The organism is Bacteroidota bacterium, assembly GCA_018266835.1.
Lineage (GTDB): Bacteria > Bacteroidota > Ignavibacteria > Tepidaquicellales > Tepidaquicellaceae > JAFDZO01.
Map to the genome: position 1 here is coordinate 208,459 of JAFDZP010000005.1, position 18,560 is coordinate 227,018.

Annotated in this window: 11 protein-coding genes; 4 read left to right on the forward strand and 7 right to left on the reverse strand. The window is 35.4% G+C overall.

All coding sequences use genetic code 11. From position 1 onward, the window contains the following. The first annotated feature begins 53 nt into the window (after positions 1-53). Positions 54-1,001 (forward strand): sugar nucleotide-binding protein, encoded by a 948-nt coding sequence (locus JST55_13770; GenBank protein MBS1494576.1) that lies wholly within the window; start codon positions 54-56, stop codon positions 999-1,001. Between the two features lie 19 nt (positions 1,002-1,020). Here the strand turns inward: JST55_13770 and JST55_13775 are convergent, their stop codons facing one another. From JST55_13775 to JST55_13805, 7 genes are all read right to left on the reverse strand, one after another. After that, on the reverse strand, positions 1,021-3,426 hold the full coding sequence (locus tag JST55_13775) for a T9SS type A sorting domain-containing protein (protein MBS1494577.1): 2,406 nt from the start codon (positions 3,424-3,426) through the stop codon (positions 1,021-1,023). 162 nt (positions 3,427-3,588) lie between these two features. After that, positions 3,589-6,153, reverse strand: coding sequence for a T9SS type A sorting domain-containing protein (locus JST55_13780; GenBank protein ID MBS1494578.1), 2,565 nt, complete (start codon positions 6,151-6,153; stop codon positions 3,589-3,591). Between the two features lie 169 nt (positions 6,154-6,322). Next, complete coding sequence (locus JST55_13785) at positions 6,323-8,497, reverse strand: T9SS type A sorting domain-containing protein (GenBank protein ID MBS1494579.1); 2,175 nt, start codon at positions 8,495-8,497, stop codon at positions 6,323-6,325. Positions 8,498-8,740: 243 nt separating this feature from the next. Then, a complete protein-coding gene (locus JST55_13790) occupies positions 8,741-12,370 on the reverse strand; it encodes a multifunctional oxoglutarate decarboxylase/oxoglutarate dehydrogenase thiamine pyrophosphate-binding subunit/dihydrolipoyllysine-residue succinyltransferase subunit (GenBank protein ID MBS1494580.1) in 3,630 nt (1,209 codons plus the stop codon). 217 nt (positions 12,371-12,587) lie between these two features. Next, complete coding sequence (locus JST55_13795) at positions 12,588-13,238, reverse strand: hypothetical protein (GenBank protein ID MBS1494581.1); 651 nt, start codon at positions 13,236-13,238, stop codon at positions 12,588-12,590. A 174-nt stretch (positions 13,239-13,412) separates the two neighbouring features. Beyond that, positions 13,413-13,796, reverse strand: a complete 384-nt coding sequence (locus JST55_13800; protein MBS1494582.1) for a hypothetical protein — start codon at positions 13,794-13,796, stop codon at positions 13,413-13,415. A 461-nt stretch (positions 13,797-14,257) separates the two neighbouring features. After that, complete coding sequence (locus tag JST55_13805) at positions 14,258-14,497, reverse strand: HigA family addiction module antidote protein (GenBank protein ID MBS1494583.1); 240 nt, start codon at positions 14,495-14,497, stop codon at positions 14,258-14,260. Positions 14,498-14,901: 404 nt separating this feature from the next. On the opposite strand from JST55_13805, the gene JST55_13810 reads away from it, so the two are divergent. The 3 genes from JST55_13810 to JST55_13820 all read left to right on the forward strand — a co-directional run bounded on the left by JST55_13810 (position 14,902) and on the right by JST55_13820 (position 18,559). Further along, complete coding sequence (locus JST55_13810; GenBank protein MBS1494584.1) at positions 14,902-16,518, forward strand: T9SS type A sorting domain-containing protein; 1,617 nt, start codon at positions 14,902-14,904, stop codon at positions 16,516-16,518. A gap of 116 nt (positions 16,519-16,634) precedes the next feature. Further along, positions 16,635-17,693 carry a hypothetical protein gene (locus JST55_13815; protein ID MBS1494585.1) on the forward strand — a complete coding sequence of 353 codons (1,059 nt, stop codon included), beginning with the start codon at positions 16,635-16,637 and terminating at the stop codon, positions 17,691-17,693. A gap of 110 nt (positions 17,694-17,803) precedes the next feature. After that, a complete protein-coding gene (locus JST55_13820) occupies positions 17,804-18,559 on the forward strand; it encodes a hypothetical protein (GenBank protein MBS1494586.1) in 756 nt (251 codons plus the stop codon). The last annotated feature ends 1 nt before the right edge of the window (position 18,560 follow it).

The following is an 18,560-nucleotide window of genomic DNA, read 5'->3' on the forward strand; positions in this document are numbered from 1 at the left end:
GCCTGGTATTGTAAAATGCCGGGCTTTTTTGTTATTATACCTAGTAAATTAAAATGAAAAGAAAAAGAGTTTTAATAACCGGCGGAAGCGGATTTCTTGGACAATATCTAAATACTGAACTGAATAATAAGTTTGAAATTATGACCACTTTCCGAACTAACCCCGGCAACTGTCTTAATTATAGAAGTGCTTCGATTGATTTAAGAAATCAGTCTGCATTATCCAATCTTTTCAAAAATTTTAAACCCGAAATTATAATACACACTGCCGCATATTCCACTCCCGATATTTGCAATAAAACTGAAAAAGAAGATGTTATAAACTTTAATATAAATCTGTTAAAAACTTTATCAGAGAAAGCTAACGAATACAACTCAAAATTAATTTTCACTTCTACTGATTTAGTTTATAAAAGTAATGATGTATTAATTAATGAAGGTGGCGCGCTTGAACCAAAATCTTTATATGCTGAGACAAAAGTTATAGCAGAAGAAGTTTTAAAAGAAAATTGCAAAGATTATATAATTCTCAGAACTTCTTTATTGTACGGATTGGGTTTAAGCCATACACGGACTCACTTTCAGAATATGCTGGAAGCATTAGAGAACAATGAAAAAGTAAATTTATTTTTTAATCAGTACAGAACTCCGCTCGAAGCAAAAGACGGTGCAAGGATTATTTCTGAGCTGATTGAAAAAAATATTTCAAACGAAATCATAAACTTCGGCGGTGCAGAAAAAATTTCGCGTTATGCTATGGGAGAATTGGTTTGTGATGTTTTCGGATTCGATAAAAACAACTTAGTAAAAACTGACGGACAAAAAATGCTTGGAGATATTTTTGTGGCAAATGTTTCAATGGATACATCTAAACTCCAAAGCTATGGGATAAAACAAAAATCAATTAAAGAAGTTATTATAGAGATTCAAGGAGAAATAAAAAAAGCCCGTTTAGATTCTGAAGAAGAAGAACTTGAATCAGATTCTGAAACGGACTTTTAAAATTTAAAACTAAATTATTTTATTTTACAAGCATCATCTTGGAAACTTTCTCAAATTTCTGAGAGCCTGATGTTAAGTTTACTCTGTAGAAATAAATTCCGCTCGGAAGTCCCGCAGCATTAAACTCTGCTCTATAATATCCTGCGTTTACATTTGAGTTTACCAGAGTTTTCACTTCCCTACCCAAATTATCGAACACAATTATTTTTACTAATCCGTCAAACGGAATTTCGTAATCAATGTTTGTTGTTGGGTTAAAAGGATTCGGGTAATTCTGGCTTACAATAAAATCTTTTGGCTGACCTACATTTACTTCGTTGTTAAGCGCAAAATATTCAAAGTTACCGTTGTGGTCAATTTGTTTTAATCTGTAAGCATAAGTTCCGATGGATAAATTTTTATCTGAATATCTGTATGCCTGCGGCAAATTTGAATTTCCTCTGCTCGGGACTGTACCAACTGTTGTAAAGTCACCTGTCTTTCCTGAGTTAACATTTGCTCGCTGAACTTCAAACATATTGTTATTTGTTTCATGTCCTGTTACCCAGTCAAGTATAACTTCATTTTTAATAGTAGAAGCTGCAAAGCTGTTCAGCTCAACAGGTAAAGGATTGAATGATGAGTTTCCACCCAGATAAAAATTGCTGAAGTAAAAGCTAATTCCTGTTCTTCTTGCTGTAGAATTGTTTCCGTCCTTATGGCTTCCTTGTAAAGTAAAAGTTGTGCCGTCGTTTGACCAGATTACTCTCATATTCTGAGGGTCCGTTATTCCTGCCTGTCCGTTTCCGTCAAGCGCAACATCTATTAAACCGCCTGTTAAAAGAGTACCTGTCATCAGCCAATAAGAATCAGACCTTCTTGTTATGGAATATCCGCCATCTACTAATCCAAATGGAGTTAAATCGCTTCCTCCGGTTCCGTTATCTATAAATTTCATACCTATTCTTCCTGCAGTTGTAGGAGCTGTAGAAAACCTTACTTTAGCTTCTTTTAAAACTGAAGAAGTACCTACAGGAAAACTAAGAGAATCCGAAACTGCTCCTGCTAAATACCATCTCTCCATTTGCCCTGTAACAATGCCTCCCGTTCTGCTTAAGAACCCGGGATTGTTCGCATCATACCCAACTCCGAGCCAGGCACCACCGCCTGAATTAATATTGCCCTGAGTCATAATTACAGAATCGGAATAAAATGGCGAAGCGATATAAAATCCTGCTGCATTATTAAATGTTACTGATCTTGAAATTGTAAAGCTTGCAGAAGTTAATCCGTCACAAGTAATTGTCTGTAATGACGTACCGTTAAAATTTATAGTTTGAGTTGATGATAATGCATAAACAATTTTCCCATAGCATGTATAATTCCCCCATATATTCAAATTATTTGTCATAGCAGTACTATCATAAGCATGTTCTTCAATATAATAATCGCCGCGTATAGTTAAAGCGGTTCCGCCGGCGCGTACATATTTTTTAGAAAGTAATCCTCCGCCTGCAGCCAGACCGTAAAGCTGTAATGAGCCGTAACTTATTCCGGATGCTGTCAATGAAAAACTACTTGCTGTTGGAACATCAAACCTCCATATACCTCTGTTACAATTAGTAGCCTTTGAAAGCTGCTGGACGATACCTGATGTACCGCGTGTGCAGTTATGAACCCACATAGAGCTATCTTGCAATTGTATTGAATCCGAAGTAGCTGCAAATGCAAAGCCCGTTCCTGCTGCTGCTCCTGAAGAATTCGTAAATACGCTGTTCTTTTTTAATATAAAATCGTATGAACCGCTTACACCGTCTCCGACTGTAAGTCCGGGATTATTTGTATTACCTGAAGGCAATGTTAAATAAACATAGTTAGGTGCAGTAGGTTCTATTATTAATCTTTTTACATTAGTATTTACAGCGCCTGTGGGTAAAGTGACAATATATGTACTTGTAACAAATGAGTTGGTAAGTTTTACAGTATCTGTTGAAACAGGAGCAACTCCGTCTAACCAGTTCAGAGGATCTGCCCATGATGTACCATCTCCGCCTCCGTTTATTCCATACCAGTATTTATATCCTGTGGTAGCGGTTATCGTACCTTGCATAGCAGGCCAGTGAGGCTGGCAGCCATAAACATAAGTTCCGGGTTGAGTAATAAGAACATAATAATCTGTGCTGCCGCTGTTCATATTTGCATCCCATCCGAAAAATCCTGCAGGGTAGGAAGTTCCCGGTAATGTTCCCGGGTCACATGTTGTTGTGTGAGAACCGCTCACCCATTGAAAATGGACAGTATCTCCGACAAGTACATTCTGAGATGCAGGACTGAAAAAATTGCTGTTAACAGTGATAGTATAAGTGGTGGCATTCGTATTTACGGGGATAAACACGAATGTTATTATTGCAGCAAAAATTGAAAAAATTGTAAAAGATTTTCTCATAAATTAGGGTTATATACTCTTATATAGATTTAGTAAAGACTACAATCTACAAAAATATAATTATTTTATTAGAAATACTACGAAATTGTAGGATTAATATAAAAAAACCTACCCTATTCTTACGGCAGGTTTTAATATAACTTAGAGTTTAGCTTTGAGCTTTTATTTGATAAGCATCATCTTAAAGACTTTATCAAAGTTTTGTGAACCTGAAGATGCATTCACTCTATAGAAGTAAACACCGCTTGGTAAACCTGAAGCATTAAATTCAACTTTGTGGTATCCCGCATTTACGTTACCGTTCACTAACGTTTTTATTTCCCTTCCTGTATTATCATACACAAGTATTTTTACCATTCCGTCGAAAGGAATTTCATAATTAATATTTGTTGTAGGATTGAACGGATTAGGATAATTCTGACTTATAAAAAACTTTGCAGGTAAATTTACAAAGACTTCATTATTTAAAATAAAATATGTGTAGTTTCCGTTTACGTCTATCTGTTTTAATCTGTAAGCATATCTTCCCGCCTGAAGATTTCTATCGTTAAATTTATAAGTCTGTTCCAGATTTGAATTACCTCTGCTTTGAACATAACCCACTGTTGTATAATTTATTGTTGATGCAAAATCTGTTGAATTTTGATTTGGAATCAATGAAGCTCTTTGAACTTCAAATCCCGAATTATTAAGTTCATGCCCTGTTGCCCAGTCAAGTATAACTTCGTTTTTAATCGTCGATGCAACGAAGTTATCCATTTCTACCGGCAGTGGATTATTGCTGTTATTTCCTCCAAGGAAGAAATTACCTGCAACTGAACCGGCTAAACCGCTTCTTGATGCAACTGAACCGCCCGAACCGGCAACATGTGTACCGGGTGCAGAAAATGTAGTTCCGTCAGGAGAATAAATAAGGCGTAAATTATTAATGTCTGTAATACCGGTCTGCCCGTTACCGTCAGCAGAAACAGTATATACTCCATCTGAAAAAGAAGGAGTAACTGTCCAAAACATGTTTGAACGTCTTTCAATTGAATAACCGCCATCAGAGAACGGAGCCGCTAAATCAGAACCATCAGTACCGTCAGTATGACCTACAGTAACTGTGCCTCCAGAAAAAGGATTTGAAGTTAATGTAAAAAGCACAGGTCTGTAATTTGTTGCAGTACCTACAGGGAATAACACATTGGAGACTGTGGATGGAGCAAACCATCTTGAAAAATTTCCGATGATGGTACCCGATGTTCTTGTTAATGTGCCTAAATTGAGTATACTTGTACCTAATGTTAATGTATTTGAACCGGTTGTAATATTACCCGATAAAAGATTTAGGGAGCCGGGAAAAGTAATGTTTTTATTCAAAACTAAACCGGCTGAATTATTTAACAAAACTTTTGTCTGGATTGTTAAAGTATTTGTTATATTGATTGTTCCTGCTCCGCTTATTGACTGCTGTGATGTTCCATTGAATACTAACGAATCGACCGGATTACTTGCAGGAGTAAAATTCAGTGTCTTACCTGCTGCAACGGAAATATTACCTTTTATATTTATTCTTCCTGTCATATTACAATTGAACGTACCGTCAGTTACGGTAAGATTATCCAGAGTCAATGCGCTTGCGCCTGTCACACTGGCAGTGCCTCCTGCTAAATTCATTACAAAGTTAGCATAAGTTCTTCCCGATGCTACAGGAGATAAATTTGACTGATGTTCATAAGTACTTCCTGTCTGAAACACACATACAGTATTCGGAGCTGATGCGCCGAAAGGATTAGCTCCGTTTGCGATTGATCTGAAAACAAATTTAGAGCCGTTTTGGAATACAACAGAATTCAAACCTGAAGCACCTGAACCAGCGCCATAAGCATTACCTCCAGCGAAAGGTCCGTAATTAAATATTGAACCGTTTTGAAAAACAACAGCGCCTGCATCAACAGCCTGTAATCTATGACCGGTTCCGGTAAGAGTTGAAGTAAAAGTAAATGTCCCGCCTATTAATCCCGTTGTACCCATAGCAAGATTCATTACAATAGTATTCGTATTTGCTCCTGAAGAAGCAAATGTTAAATTTGAACCTGCTTCAACCTGCAAATTGGGATTAGTTCCGCCTGTAATAGTTATTGTGCTTGCACCTGCAAAAGCATCGTAACATTTTAAAGTTGTATTGGAGGTAACCTGAAATCCTGCAATTGTTTGTGTAGGAATATTATAAGCAATAGTATTTGCAGCGCCGTTATTAAACACTAAAACATCCGTTGTTCCGGGAGTAGTTCTATCGGGTGTCCAGTTCGAAGCAACCTGAAAATCTGCTGAGTCTGTTCTGTTCCATACATATGTTGGAGGTCCGCCTGCTGCAACATTTAAAATTCCTGTCATACCTGAGCCCGCATGAAACTGACAATTATATTGGTAGGTTCCTTCCACAGTCAAAACATAAGTGAAAGAAAGGCTTCCTGAATTTAATGGCGCATCAAATGTTGCTGCCCCTACGGGTAAAGAAGTTGTAGGGTCAATTCCGGGATCACAAGTTGCGGTGTGTGAACGTGTAGGTCCGACATATTGAAAAAGTATCGTATCGCCGACTGCAGCATTCTGAGAATTAGGATTAAAAAAACTATCGACAACCTGAATTATATAAGTTGTTGCATTCGTTTTAACGGGGGTAAAAACAGAAAGCAGCAATATAACAAAAGATAAAAAAACTGAAGTAAGAAATTTTCTCATTTGAGATTCGTTAGATATTAAACTTACATTAAAAATGATGTATTAACAAATTAAAACTAATCCTAACAAAATCCTAACATTTTAAGACGATTTCTAATATCTGAGTTATATAAAAAAAGGTCTGCAAGATTGAATCTTACAGACCTTTTAAAAAAAATATTTTGTTAAATTATTTTACAAGCATCATTTTAAAAACTTTCTCGTATTTTTCTGTGCCCGATACAGCATTTATTCTGTAGAAATAAATTCCGCTTGGAAGGCCCGAAGCATTGAAATCAACTTTATTATATCCGGCATTGACATTTCCGTTTACTAAAGTTTTTACTTCTCTGCCAAGATTATCAAATACAACAATCTTCACATTACCGTCAAACGGCATTTCAAAAGCAATTTTAGTTGCAGGGTTGAATGGATTAGGATAATTTTGGCTTATTGCGAATTTATTAGGAGATGCAACAATCACTTCATTATTTAATAAGAAGTAAGTGTGGTTTCCGTTGTAATCTATCTGTTTTAATCTGTATGCAAATCTGCCGACAAGAAGATTTCCGTCAATATATTTATAGCCCTGAACATTGTTTGAGTTTCCTTTGCTTGCAACAAATGCAACTGTTTGGAAATTTACATCAGCGTCAGTTCCGTTTTGATTATTTGTTAAAACCGCTCTTTCAATTTCAAAGCCTGTATTATTTAATTCATGCCCGGTTGCCCAGTCAAGAATTACTTCATTCTTAATTGTTGTTGCAACAAAATTGTCAAGTTCTACAGGAAGAGGGTTATTTGTGCTATTACCGCCTAAATAAAAACTTCCAGGTAGACCGCCGATAATTCCTGTTCTGTTAGCAACTGTTCCTGTTCCCACTGCATGAGTTCCTAAAACTGAAAAAACTGTTCCATCAGTCGAATAGATTGCTCTTAAATTATTTGCATCGTTAATTCCATTTTGTCCGTTTCCGTCAATTGATAAATCGTATGTGCCGCCTGCTAATCCGTTAGCAGCAGTTAAAGTCCAGAACATATTTGAACGTCTTGTGATGTTAAATCCGCCATCGTTAATCGGTACTGTTAAATCACTTCCATCTGTTCCGTCTGTATGAGAAACAATAATTGTTCCGCCTGTTACAGGAGCTACTGTCGGGAACGAAACTGTAAAAGGTCTGTAGTCAGTAGTTGTTCCGACAGGATATAAAACATTGGAAACTGTGGAAGCTGCAAACCATCTTTCAAAGTTACCGATAATTGTTCCTGAAGTGTAAACTAAAGTGCCTAATGCAGATGTGCCTGAGCCAAGTGTTAATATATTTGCACCTGTTGTAATATTACCGGACTGCATATTTAATTCGCCCCCAAGAATAACGTTTCTGTTTAATGTTATCCCTGCAGAATTATTTACCAAAATTCTTGAACCTGTTCCGAATGTTAATGTACCTGCACCGTTTATAGTTTGATTTGATGTTCCATTTAAATAAAGTGTATCGGCAGTTGCCGGGCTGAATGCAAGAGTTTTTCCTGCTGCAATTGAAATATTTCCTTTAATATTTATTCTTCCTGTAAGATTAATACCAAATGAAGTAGCATCCGTTACTGTTAAATTCTCAACTGTAAAAGTACCGCCACCTGTGGAACCCGTATTATAACCAGCTGCATTCATTTCGAAATTAGCAAATGTTCTGCCTGATAACGAAGGCGCACCCGTAGATTGATGTTCGTATGTACTTCCACTATTAAAAACTACAAATGAATTTGGTGTTGATTGTGCAAAAGGATTTGCACCGGCTTTTAAAATATATCTTGAGCCGCTAGCAAAAACTACAGAATTATTACCTGATGAAGCATTTGCAGCCGCACCGAAAGAATTACCTGCAACTGCAGGACCAAATGTGAATACCGAACCGTTATTAAATGTTGCTCCGCTTGCATCTTTTACTCTAAACCTGTGCCCCGGCGTTCCTCCATAAGATTTCATTGTAAAAATACCGCTAATAGAAGCAGTTGTTCCCGTTGTAAGGTTAAATCCTATAGAATCTTTTGTTGCTGCACCACAAACTTCTAATGTGCTTCCTGCACCAATTGAAAACTGCGGACCTGTGCCGCCTGAAATAGTAATTAATGTTGTTGAGCCATTTGTAATTCTTACAAATGTATTATTGGAAAGTTGAAAACCTGCAATTGTTTGTGTAGCTGGAATATTATAAACTACTGTTCCTGTAGCGCCGTTATTAAAAACTAGAACATCTGTAGCCGCAGGAGTTGTTCTGTCCGGTGTCCAGTTTGATGCGACCTGAAAATCAGCAGAATCTGTTCTGTTCCAAGTGTATGTCTGAGCCTGTAAATTTAAAGCCAAAAAACCGAAAAAAATTAGGGAGAATGTAAAAAGTTTTTTCATAGCAAAATTTTCATTAGTGAACCATGGTATTGGATTTAATGTAACTGAAAAAGATGATAAAATAAACACATAAATTGAGTTTTCTTGCAAAATAAGCAGGAATTGTTACGAGAGAATTGTTTAATAATTACTGGATTATAAAATAAAAAAGCCCTTTTAATTTTCATTAAAAAGGCTTCAAACTAGTAAAATAAATAATTATTAATTGCTGACTGAAAATGCCTCAGCAATAATTTCTTTCTGTGTAATCTGGAATACCTTATTAGAGCCCGGTGCCGGACTTGCGCTCGGCTCCCTGCAAACTGAATAGAATTTCATTTTGTTCTGAACTAGTCTTATCAGGTCAAGAGCTAAATGATTGTATGCACCCATGTTCTCGGGTTCTTCCTGCAGCCATACTAAGCTCTTTGCATTTTTATACTGAGCAAGTACAAATATCAGCAAGTCTTCCGGGAAAGGATAATACTGCTCAAGTCTTACTATAGCAATATCTTTTCGGTTATTATCTGTTCTGTACTTATCGGCATCATAATAAATTTTTCCGCTTGTTAAAATTATAGTCTTAACATCGTTGGTGTTTCCGGCAAGATTAATATCTTCAATCACTTCCCAGAATTTTCCTTCAAGTATATCTTTTTTATGTGAGGCAGCCAATGGTGACCTTAACAAACTTTTTGGTGTCATTAATGCCAACGGTTTTCTGTCTGTACCGGTAAGCTTTGCCTGCCTTCTCAGCAAATGGAAATACTGTGATGCAGTAGTAACGTTACAAACATACATATTGTTATCTGCGCAGAGAGTTAAAAATCTTTCAAGACGGGCGCTTGAGTGCTCCGGTCCCTGCCCTTCCTGTCCGTGCGGCAAAAGCATTACAAGATTATTATGCAGATTCCACTTTGAATAAGAAGATACAACGAAGTTATCAATGATAACCTGCGCGGCATTAGCAAAATCTCCGAACTGCGCTTCCCATATAACTAATGCCATCGGATCAGCCGTTGCATAACCGTATTCAAAACCAAGCACAGCAATTTCAGAGAGCGAGCTATCCACAGGTTCAAATATTGCATCTTTTGTTGAAAGAGCATTTATAGGGATAAACTCATGTCCGTTTTCAGCATCGGCAAATACAACGTGTCTTTGCGAGAAAGTTCCTCTTGAAACATCCTGCCCGCTGAGCCTTACTGTGATTCCTTCCTGTATCAATGATCCGAATGCCAATGCTTCAGCAAATGACCAGTCAATCGGAGCGTCACCATTATTTAAAATTTCTCTTCTGGATTCATTAAATTTAAGAAGTTTTGGATGGACATTAAATCCTTGCGGAAATTTTACCAGAGCTTCAACAATTTTATTGAAATCTCCCTCGGTAATTTCCGTTTTCTTATCCAGCTGAATTGTATTTATTTCAGCTTTCGTTAATGCCATCGGGTCTTCATGTTTGAATTCCTGATGCGAGCCTTTTGCTTTCTCAAATGCTTCGTTCAGTCTCCCGTTATAAATATTTTCAAGCCTTACTATATCGGCTTCAGTTACTGTTCCTGCTTTTAATAATTGTCTTTCATAAATTTCTTTTATGCTGGCTCTTCCTTTAATTACTTTATACATCAACGGCTGTGTGAATGAAGGCTCGTCTGCTTCGTTATGTCCGTATTTTCTGTAGCCGAGAACATCCACAACTACATCTTTTTTAAACTTCTGTCTGTACTCGTAAGCAAGCTTAGTTACCCATAAACATGCTTCGGGGTCTTCACCGTTTACGTGGAATATCGGTGCCTGCACCATCTTCGCGACGTCAGTTGCATAGGTAGTTGAGCGTCCTTCTTTCGGGTCAGTTGTAAATCCTATCTGGTTATTTATAATTATATGAAGCGTTCCGCCTGTTGTATATCCTTTTAACTGAGATAAGTTCAATGTCTCCGCTACAACACCTTCACCTGCAAACGCTGCATCGCCATGCAATACAACTGCAAGAGTTTTCTTTCTGTCAGCATCTTCTGTTCTTGTCTGCTTCGCTCTTACAATTCCTTCCACGACAGGATTTACAAATTCCAGGTGTGATGGATTTGAAGCAATAGAAACTTTTATTTTTATTCCGCTTAATGTTTCATACTCCCCTGTTGCACCCAAATGATATTTTACATCACCAGAACCCTGCGAAGAACGTGTATCAACTATATCTTCAAACTCAGAAAAAATTGAGTATAAAGATTTGTTTACAATGTTTGCTAACACATTCAGTCTTCCTCTGTGAGCCATACCGTAAACAATTTCTTGCACTCCTTCTTTTGCTGCTTCATCGTTTAAGTAATCAAGAACAGGAATTATTGTTTCCATTCCTTCCAGTGAAAATCTCTTATGCCCGACATATTTTGTATGGATGAACTTTTCAAAATTTTCCGCTTGAATAAGTTTATTCAGCATCAGCATTTTTTCTTCTAAAGAAAAATTACCTTTGTTTCGTGTCGATTCCATCTGGTCCTGAAGCCATTTCTTTTCATCGGGATCCTGTATGTGTCTGTACTCAACACCTATGGAACCGCAGTATGTTTCGTTTAAAATATTTAATATCTCTCTTAACGGCGCACTTCGTTTTCCTGCAAGACCGTCAGTGATAAACTCCCTGTCATAATCCCATACTGTAAATCCGTAGTTAGCTGAATCAAGCTCGGGATGATACTGAACCTTCGGAAATAATGGGTCAATATTAGCAAGCAAGTGGCCTCGCACTCTGAACATATTTATCAGCTGCAATGCCTTGCCGTGTTTTTCAATTTCAGCAATGTTGTTAATGCCTACAAAATCTTCGGGATTGTTATCGTGCTTCCAAACAACAGGTCTTAACGGAATTTTTAAATCGGCAAAAATATTTTCATAAAAATTTTCTTCACCTGTTAATAATTCAGAAACTTTCTTTAAGAATAAACCTGACTCTGCGCCCTGAATTATTCTGTGGTCATAGGTGCTTGTCATGTTCATTACTTTGCTGATACCCAGTGAAGTAATAATTTCTCTTGAAGATGCTTGGAACTCAGCAGGATAATCAAGCGAGCCTGTTGCAATAATTGCTCCCTGCCCTATCATCAGTCTCGGGTTAGAAGCTATGGTTCCGAGCGTTCCGGGATTTGTAAGGGTAATAGATGTTCCCATGAAATCCGCAACTTCAATTTTATTTACTCTTGACCTGTTCACAATATCATTATATGCATCGAAGAACTGCTGGAAGTTCATTGAGTTTGCCTTCTTGATATTCGGTACAAGAAGCGAACGGCTGCCGTCCTTCTTCTGAATATCTATGGCAAGTCCCAGATTCACATCCTGCTTTACAACAAGTGTCGGAGTTCCGTCCACAATTGTAAACGAATTATTCATCACAGGCGCGGAGTCAATTGCCTTAACAATTGCCCAGCCTATTATATGTGTAAAAGATATTTTACCGAGATTTAATTTTTTGAAGTGCTGATTGATTATTATTCTGTTCTCTTCAAGGACCTTAACCGGAATAGTTCTGAAAGTTGTAGCTGTCGGAATCGTAAGACTGCCCGTCATGTTATCAACTATCTTTGCGCCTGCGCCGCGGAGCGCTACACCCTTCTCATTTTCAGCCGGAAGAGGCATAGTAATTTTTGCGCCTGAAGTTTGTATTATAGTAGGAGCAGATTGCATTACAGCAGAGCCGTTTGTATGTCCGTTTCCTATGTTGAATGAAAGCGAATCTATATTTATATCTTTAAAAAAGTTCTGCCATTTTTCAGGGACTGAATCCGCATCCTCTTTATATTGAGTTAGCAAGTCAAGCACATACCAGGTATTCACGCCGAACTCGGAGATTTTTTCTCTCTGCTGTTCGTTAAGGTCTTCTAATTTCATTATTATGGTGTTAAATCTAGATTATGTAATTATTAGTAAACAACAAAAATAAGCAAATAAAAATTGAAGTTCAGTAGGAAATAGAATGCGGAAAATTTATAAAAAAAGCAGTTCCATTTAGGAACTGCTTTTTAAAACTTACTTCTTAGTTCTAATAGGGATTAAGTCACTATTTCACTTATTCCTCAATTTGATCCCACAATATATTAATTATTTTACAAGCAGCTACTAAATCATTCCGTAACCGCGTTCTATTTCTAGCTAACTTATAGATGGTTCCTCTATGTATATCAATTAATTCAATATTGTTAGATGGAATATTAACTTTACTTAATTCCATACTCTCAAGAATTACTTGAGAAATAATTTTAAGTTCAAGTTCGGAAGTCTTTTTGTTGCAGATATATTTAATAAATTTCTCCGAGCTTTTTTCAAAAGCATGCATATCGGAAGTGATTGACAAGCTTACACCTTCAATCTCAACTCGTGAACTTAGCATGGTTAAAATTCTATATCTTTTCTCTTTAAAATGTACTTTATAAGATTCTAATAAAGAAATGTTGCTTCTAAGTTTAATTATTCGAGATTTATTCGATTCCGAATCTTTTTCAACTTTTAAATTAGAAATTTCTTTTCTTATTAAATCCTCATCATTATCATTTCGATGATAAGCTTTAATAACATTTAGTGCTATAGCATAATAACTCGCCATTGCATTACCTTCAGGATTTGGATATTTATAGTCATGAAGGATTTTTAGTTGCTGGGAGCCAGTTGAATTCATAAATTTAGCAATTCCCTTGGCTGAAATTTTAATTAGCTTTTTCATAAGCAAATTTAATTTTTTAAAAGGTTAATTCAGATTGCTTTTAGAATTGTATTTTTTAAACCAATTCTATAATTTATGAATAAAGAAAGAGGAGAAAGGGTGACAAACCCGCACGTAAATTTTTAACTTTTTCTTTATTCATGAAGCTAATGATGGGGCAAACATCATTAGCTTTTATTTTTTACTTGTCCTGTTCTCTTCCCTTTTTCTTAATTTATAAAATTTAGTACCACCTTGTTCTTCCTCAGTAATTAAAAATGAAATCTTTTTATTTTTATAATCATATCCTAATTCAGAAAAAAGAAGATTTGTATTGAGGTAAATATATCCTCCTGCTTTTATTACTGAAAATGAACCTTCTTCATTAATGCCTGAGATAAACATATAAAGACAAGAATCATTTTTATCCTTCGCGTTTTTAGCAAATTTTACATATTTTCCTTTATCCAATTGCAACTCCTCAATAGCATCCTTTGTAAAGCCCAGTTTTCCGGTTTTGTGAATTGCAGCTTTTATATTTGCCTTAGATTTTATTTTTATAACCTCAAATTCTAGCATAATCTTTTATTTAATTTGATATTTCAAAAATACTATTTTTATTTTACAGAAACAATACCTTGGGTAAAAAAAATTTAATTTATTTTCGCAATACAAAAGATTGAAAATTTGCTCATAATTAGAGAATTTACTTATAATTTCTCATCCCATGGGAATTTATTTACTGAATTTATAAGTTTTAAATTTGAGTTTTTAATATTCACTAGCATCTTATTGTACAATATAATACTGTACTTTACAAAGATTTTCAACCCATCTACATAGGTTTATTATCGGTTATTATTTGATAATACGTTGCATCACAATGTGTTACAATGTGTTACAATGTATTACATTATGTAGTGGTTTCTTTTACGCTCCTTTCTTACTTTTTTGTTTTTTATAAGAGATTTCAAAATTTTCCTTTCAATCTTCACTCTAAAATACTTTCTTATTCATTCAGAATATCATTTTTCATATCATTATTCTTCCAAATCAAAATCTTTTTGTAAACCGAGCCAGAATTTTGCTGAGTTACCAAAATATTTAGAAAGACGCAAAGCAGTATCTGCTGATATTCCTCTTTTGCCTTTTATAATTTCAGAAATCCTGGTCTGAGGAATAGCAATATCTTTCGAAAGTTTATATGCCGTTATTTCCAGTGGGAGTAAAAATTCTTCTTTTAGAATTTCTCCCGGATGAATATTTTTTAGCTTTCTCATAGTTAGTAAAAATAATCATGGATCTAATAACTTCCAACTAAACAATTTTTCTTATGAAATAAACTCCCTACTTTCTACCATACCTGTCAATACCATTCAAACTAAACTTCCCCATTAGTACTAATTGGATAAACTTGATTTAATTTTGAAAATATAATTTTTATATTTTATCGGATACAAATAGTTTATTATTAAAGAATAACTATTAATAAACTCCAAAACATCGTTCTTATTAAATCAATATTTTAGCATAGAACTTACGAGGGGGCGTAAGTTTCGCATATAGTTTTTTCAATAGTTTAATTGGTTCTGAATTTTAAAATTTTACTTTACTTTTAAATTTAATCTGCTTAATTTTCAACAATCCACTTCTATTTTTTCAATTAGATAATTTAAATTTGTTTATGGACACCAAATCATTATCTCTTTTCATCTTCCTCTTTCTTTTCGTTTCAGGTTCTTTCGCTCAGTTCACTCCCGAATGGACTGCAGCATTTTCAAGACCTGACGAATCTACAACTGACATTGTATTTTCTAAGATTGATAATGCCAGCAATGTGTACGTAGCATGTGATGCTTATTATCAGAATCAAGGCAGCGATTTCGTTCTGATAAAATACAATTCTGTGGGGACTGAACTATGGAAAGTTCATTATAATAATCCCTCCAATACTGATGATTTAGTGTATGCAATGGGCATGGATAATTCAGGTAATATTGTGATAACAGGAGACGGCGGTGAAGACATGCTGACAGTAAAATACAATCCGGATGGGATATTACAATGGGCAAATCTTTACAGAACTCCTTTAAGCTCACGAAGTATTTCAAATACAGTTTCATGTGATGATTCAGGAAATATTTTTATAGGCGGAACCAGCACTATCACTTCCGGCAATAACAGAGATATGGTCATTGTAAAATACAATTCATCCGGTATCCTTCAGTGGAGTAAAACATTTGACGGACCATGGCATAGCGCTGATCAAACAATGAAATTACTAACTGACAATTCCGGCAATGTTTATGTTTGCGGAAGTACGGTTGATTCAAACTGGAATTCAAATTTGACTTTATTAAAATATAATACCAACGGTGATTTACAATGGTCTGCAATATATCAAAATATTGAAAGCCCTGATAATGATGTAACGAATATGCTGATTGATAACAATGGGTATATCTTTGTTACAGGTTACAGTTTAGGCACGAACGGGGGTGCTCGTGGTATTATTTTAAAATACAATTCCCAGGGAGTTCTTCAATGGAAAGCCAGTCCCCCCTCAAATGTTTTGCCGAATTCTGTTTTTGATTTAGTAACCGACAATTCAGGAAATATTTATACTACAGGCGCTATCACAGCCGACGGAACAAATACACAATATTATACCGCTAAATATAATTCACAGGGAATTTTTCAATGGGGTAAATCATATTCAATGACCGATGGCCTGAATAAAGCATGGAAAATTTGCATAGATGCTTTATCAAATGTCTATGTTACAGGACTGAGTAAAGGGATAAATACTGAAACTGATTTTGCAACGATAAAATACTCTCCTTCAGGCGTTCAGCTCTGGGCTGCGAGATATAAAGGCGACAACACATCTAAAAGCTTCGGTTCAGCTATTAATTTAGATAATGCAGATAACGTTTATGTTTCAGGATTCAGTCAGGTCAGTGATATATATAATAAAGTAATCACTATTAAATATTCACAAACATCCGGAGTTGTAAACACATCTTCAAATGTTCCTTCACAATATTCACTGGGACAGAATTACCCTAACCCGTTCAACCCGAATACAAAAATAAATTTCTCGTTACCTAAAAGCTCTTTCGTTTCTCTGAAAGTTTTTGACTTATCAGGTAAAGAAGTTTCCGGTTTAATAAATGAAAACTTATCTGCAGGAACATATCAGGCAGATTTTAACGGAGCGAATCTGACCAGCGGAATTTATTTCTATACCCTGAAAACGGAAAATTTTTCAGAAACAAAAAAGATGATACTTATTAAATAATTATATTTAACCTGGCAGGATTTGAAACCTGTCAGGTTTTCAACACTCATTTTATACCTTTCCATTTTTTCTAATTATAAATACGTTACTTTGGTTCATTTAAACGGAGAAGCAAAATGAAACTATATAAACTCCTTATCTGTCCTCTCATTTTAGCAGTATCCCTCTCAATTGGCTGTAATAAAGAAAATGTAACTCAATCGGAAGTAACAACTAATGAAACAGTTGATTGCAGTTTTGCCTCACCGGAAACCGGGGCCCCGTTAAATCTTATTGCCCGTTCCTCAAGCTTAAATCATGTGGAACTGACATGGAGTTTGGCCAGAGTTACATCCAGTTACAAAATCTACAGGAATGATGTTCTCATAGGTTCAACTCAGGATGACAGCTATTTCGATTACTATGATTTTTCTCCCGAAACAAAATATACATATTATGTTTTCGTTGAAGCGACTTCAAAAAAAAGCAGGCTAATAACCTTAACAACCCATGCAGGTTATTTAAGTGAAACTACCCCCCAGGATAATTATACATTAACACTTGATGCAGACTGCTGGTTAAGTCTAGGAATAACTAAAGATGTCAATTTAGATTTAAGTAATTACTCAGCTTTGGAAATTTATAATTCCAGCGGATCGACAAAAATATATTCAACCTCCGGTCCTTCAATTGGAAACACTATAGGAGGCGGCGGCGGATTAAACATTAAAGCAGGCACTTATATAATCAGATTAAACAGAACTGCGGGAAAAGGTAATTTTAATTTAAAATGTTATACAATAGGAACTATTTACTCAGGAGATACCGAGCCAAATGATACAAAAGAAAATTCTATACTGGTTCAGACAAATACGATTGTAAACGGACATATAGGCTTTAACGGCGAAACTCCAAACTCACCTGATTTGGTAGATTTTTTCCGGATAGATATTCCGTCAAGTAAAAATTATGCATTCACAATCAACAAAAGCTCTGAAGTTAATTTTAATCAGGAAATGGACCTCGGTGTATCAATTCTTAAAAATGACGGATTAACACCTGTAACTGAATTTAATACAATTGGCACGAATAACATCACTAAACAAATATCTTTGACAACAGGAACATATTATATCAAAGTAACAAGAGGTTTTGCCTGGGGTGGTTATCAATTTAAAATGTGCTCCGGCGATTAATTTTTATATTAACTGATCAGACAGATTAGAATCTGTCAGATCAGTTTTTGCTTTTCTTTAAACTGCATATTTCTGCAACTCTAAATATCTTATCACTGTTGTAAAACTTTATGGTAAAAAACTTTTATATAATCGGACACAACCCGAATACAATCGAAGATGTAAATAAATACTTATCTAACGGCGCAAACGGCATTGAACCTGATATTTGCTATCATAAAGATAAACCCGAAAAGTTTTATGTGCATGAAGACATTGAACAGATTCCTGATTTTATTGAAGACATTTTCAGAAGCGAGTATCTGAGTCTAACACAATATCTAAATGAACTGAAACAATTATTGTTCGAGAAAAAATACGATTTAAAAATTATTACATTCGATTTAAAACCCGATTACAATTACGATATAAACGAATTATATAAAATTATAAGAGATAATTTTTCATTAGATTTTCCCGATGTTAAAATTATAACCACAGTCAGTAATCCAAACGGTATGGAATTTCTTGCTAAGTTAAACTCAACTAATCCCAATGAATTTGTCGGAGTCGATGAACATGCAGAGCCGGATGAAGTAAACGATTTTTTCAAAAGTAAAAATCTCAATCACTGCTTTGCAGCGGGCTCAAGTGTATTTTCTCCCGGCAGAGATAAATTTGTTGAAAGAATACAAAGAGCTTTGGAATTAAGAGATAACGGTGATTTTAAATTTGTACATGCGTGGTGCGTAAACGATGAAGACGATATGAAAGAATATCTTGACTTGGAAAAACCAATCGATGCAATCCTTACGGATGAACCTGATAAGTTAGTTTCGCTAATTAAGAGCAATGCTTATTCAGATAAGTTTAACTTGGATTTTTAAT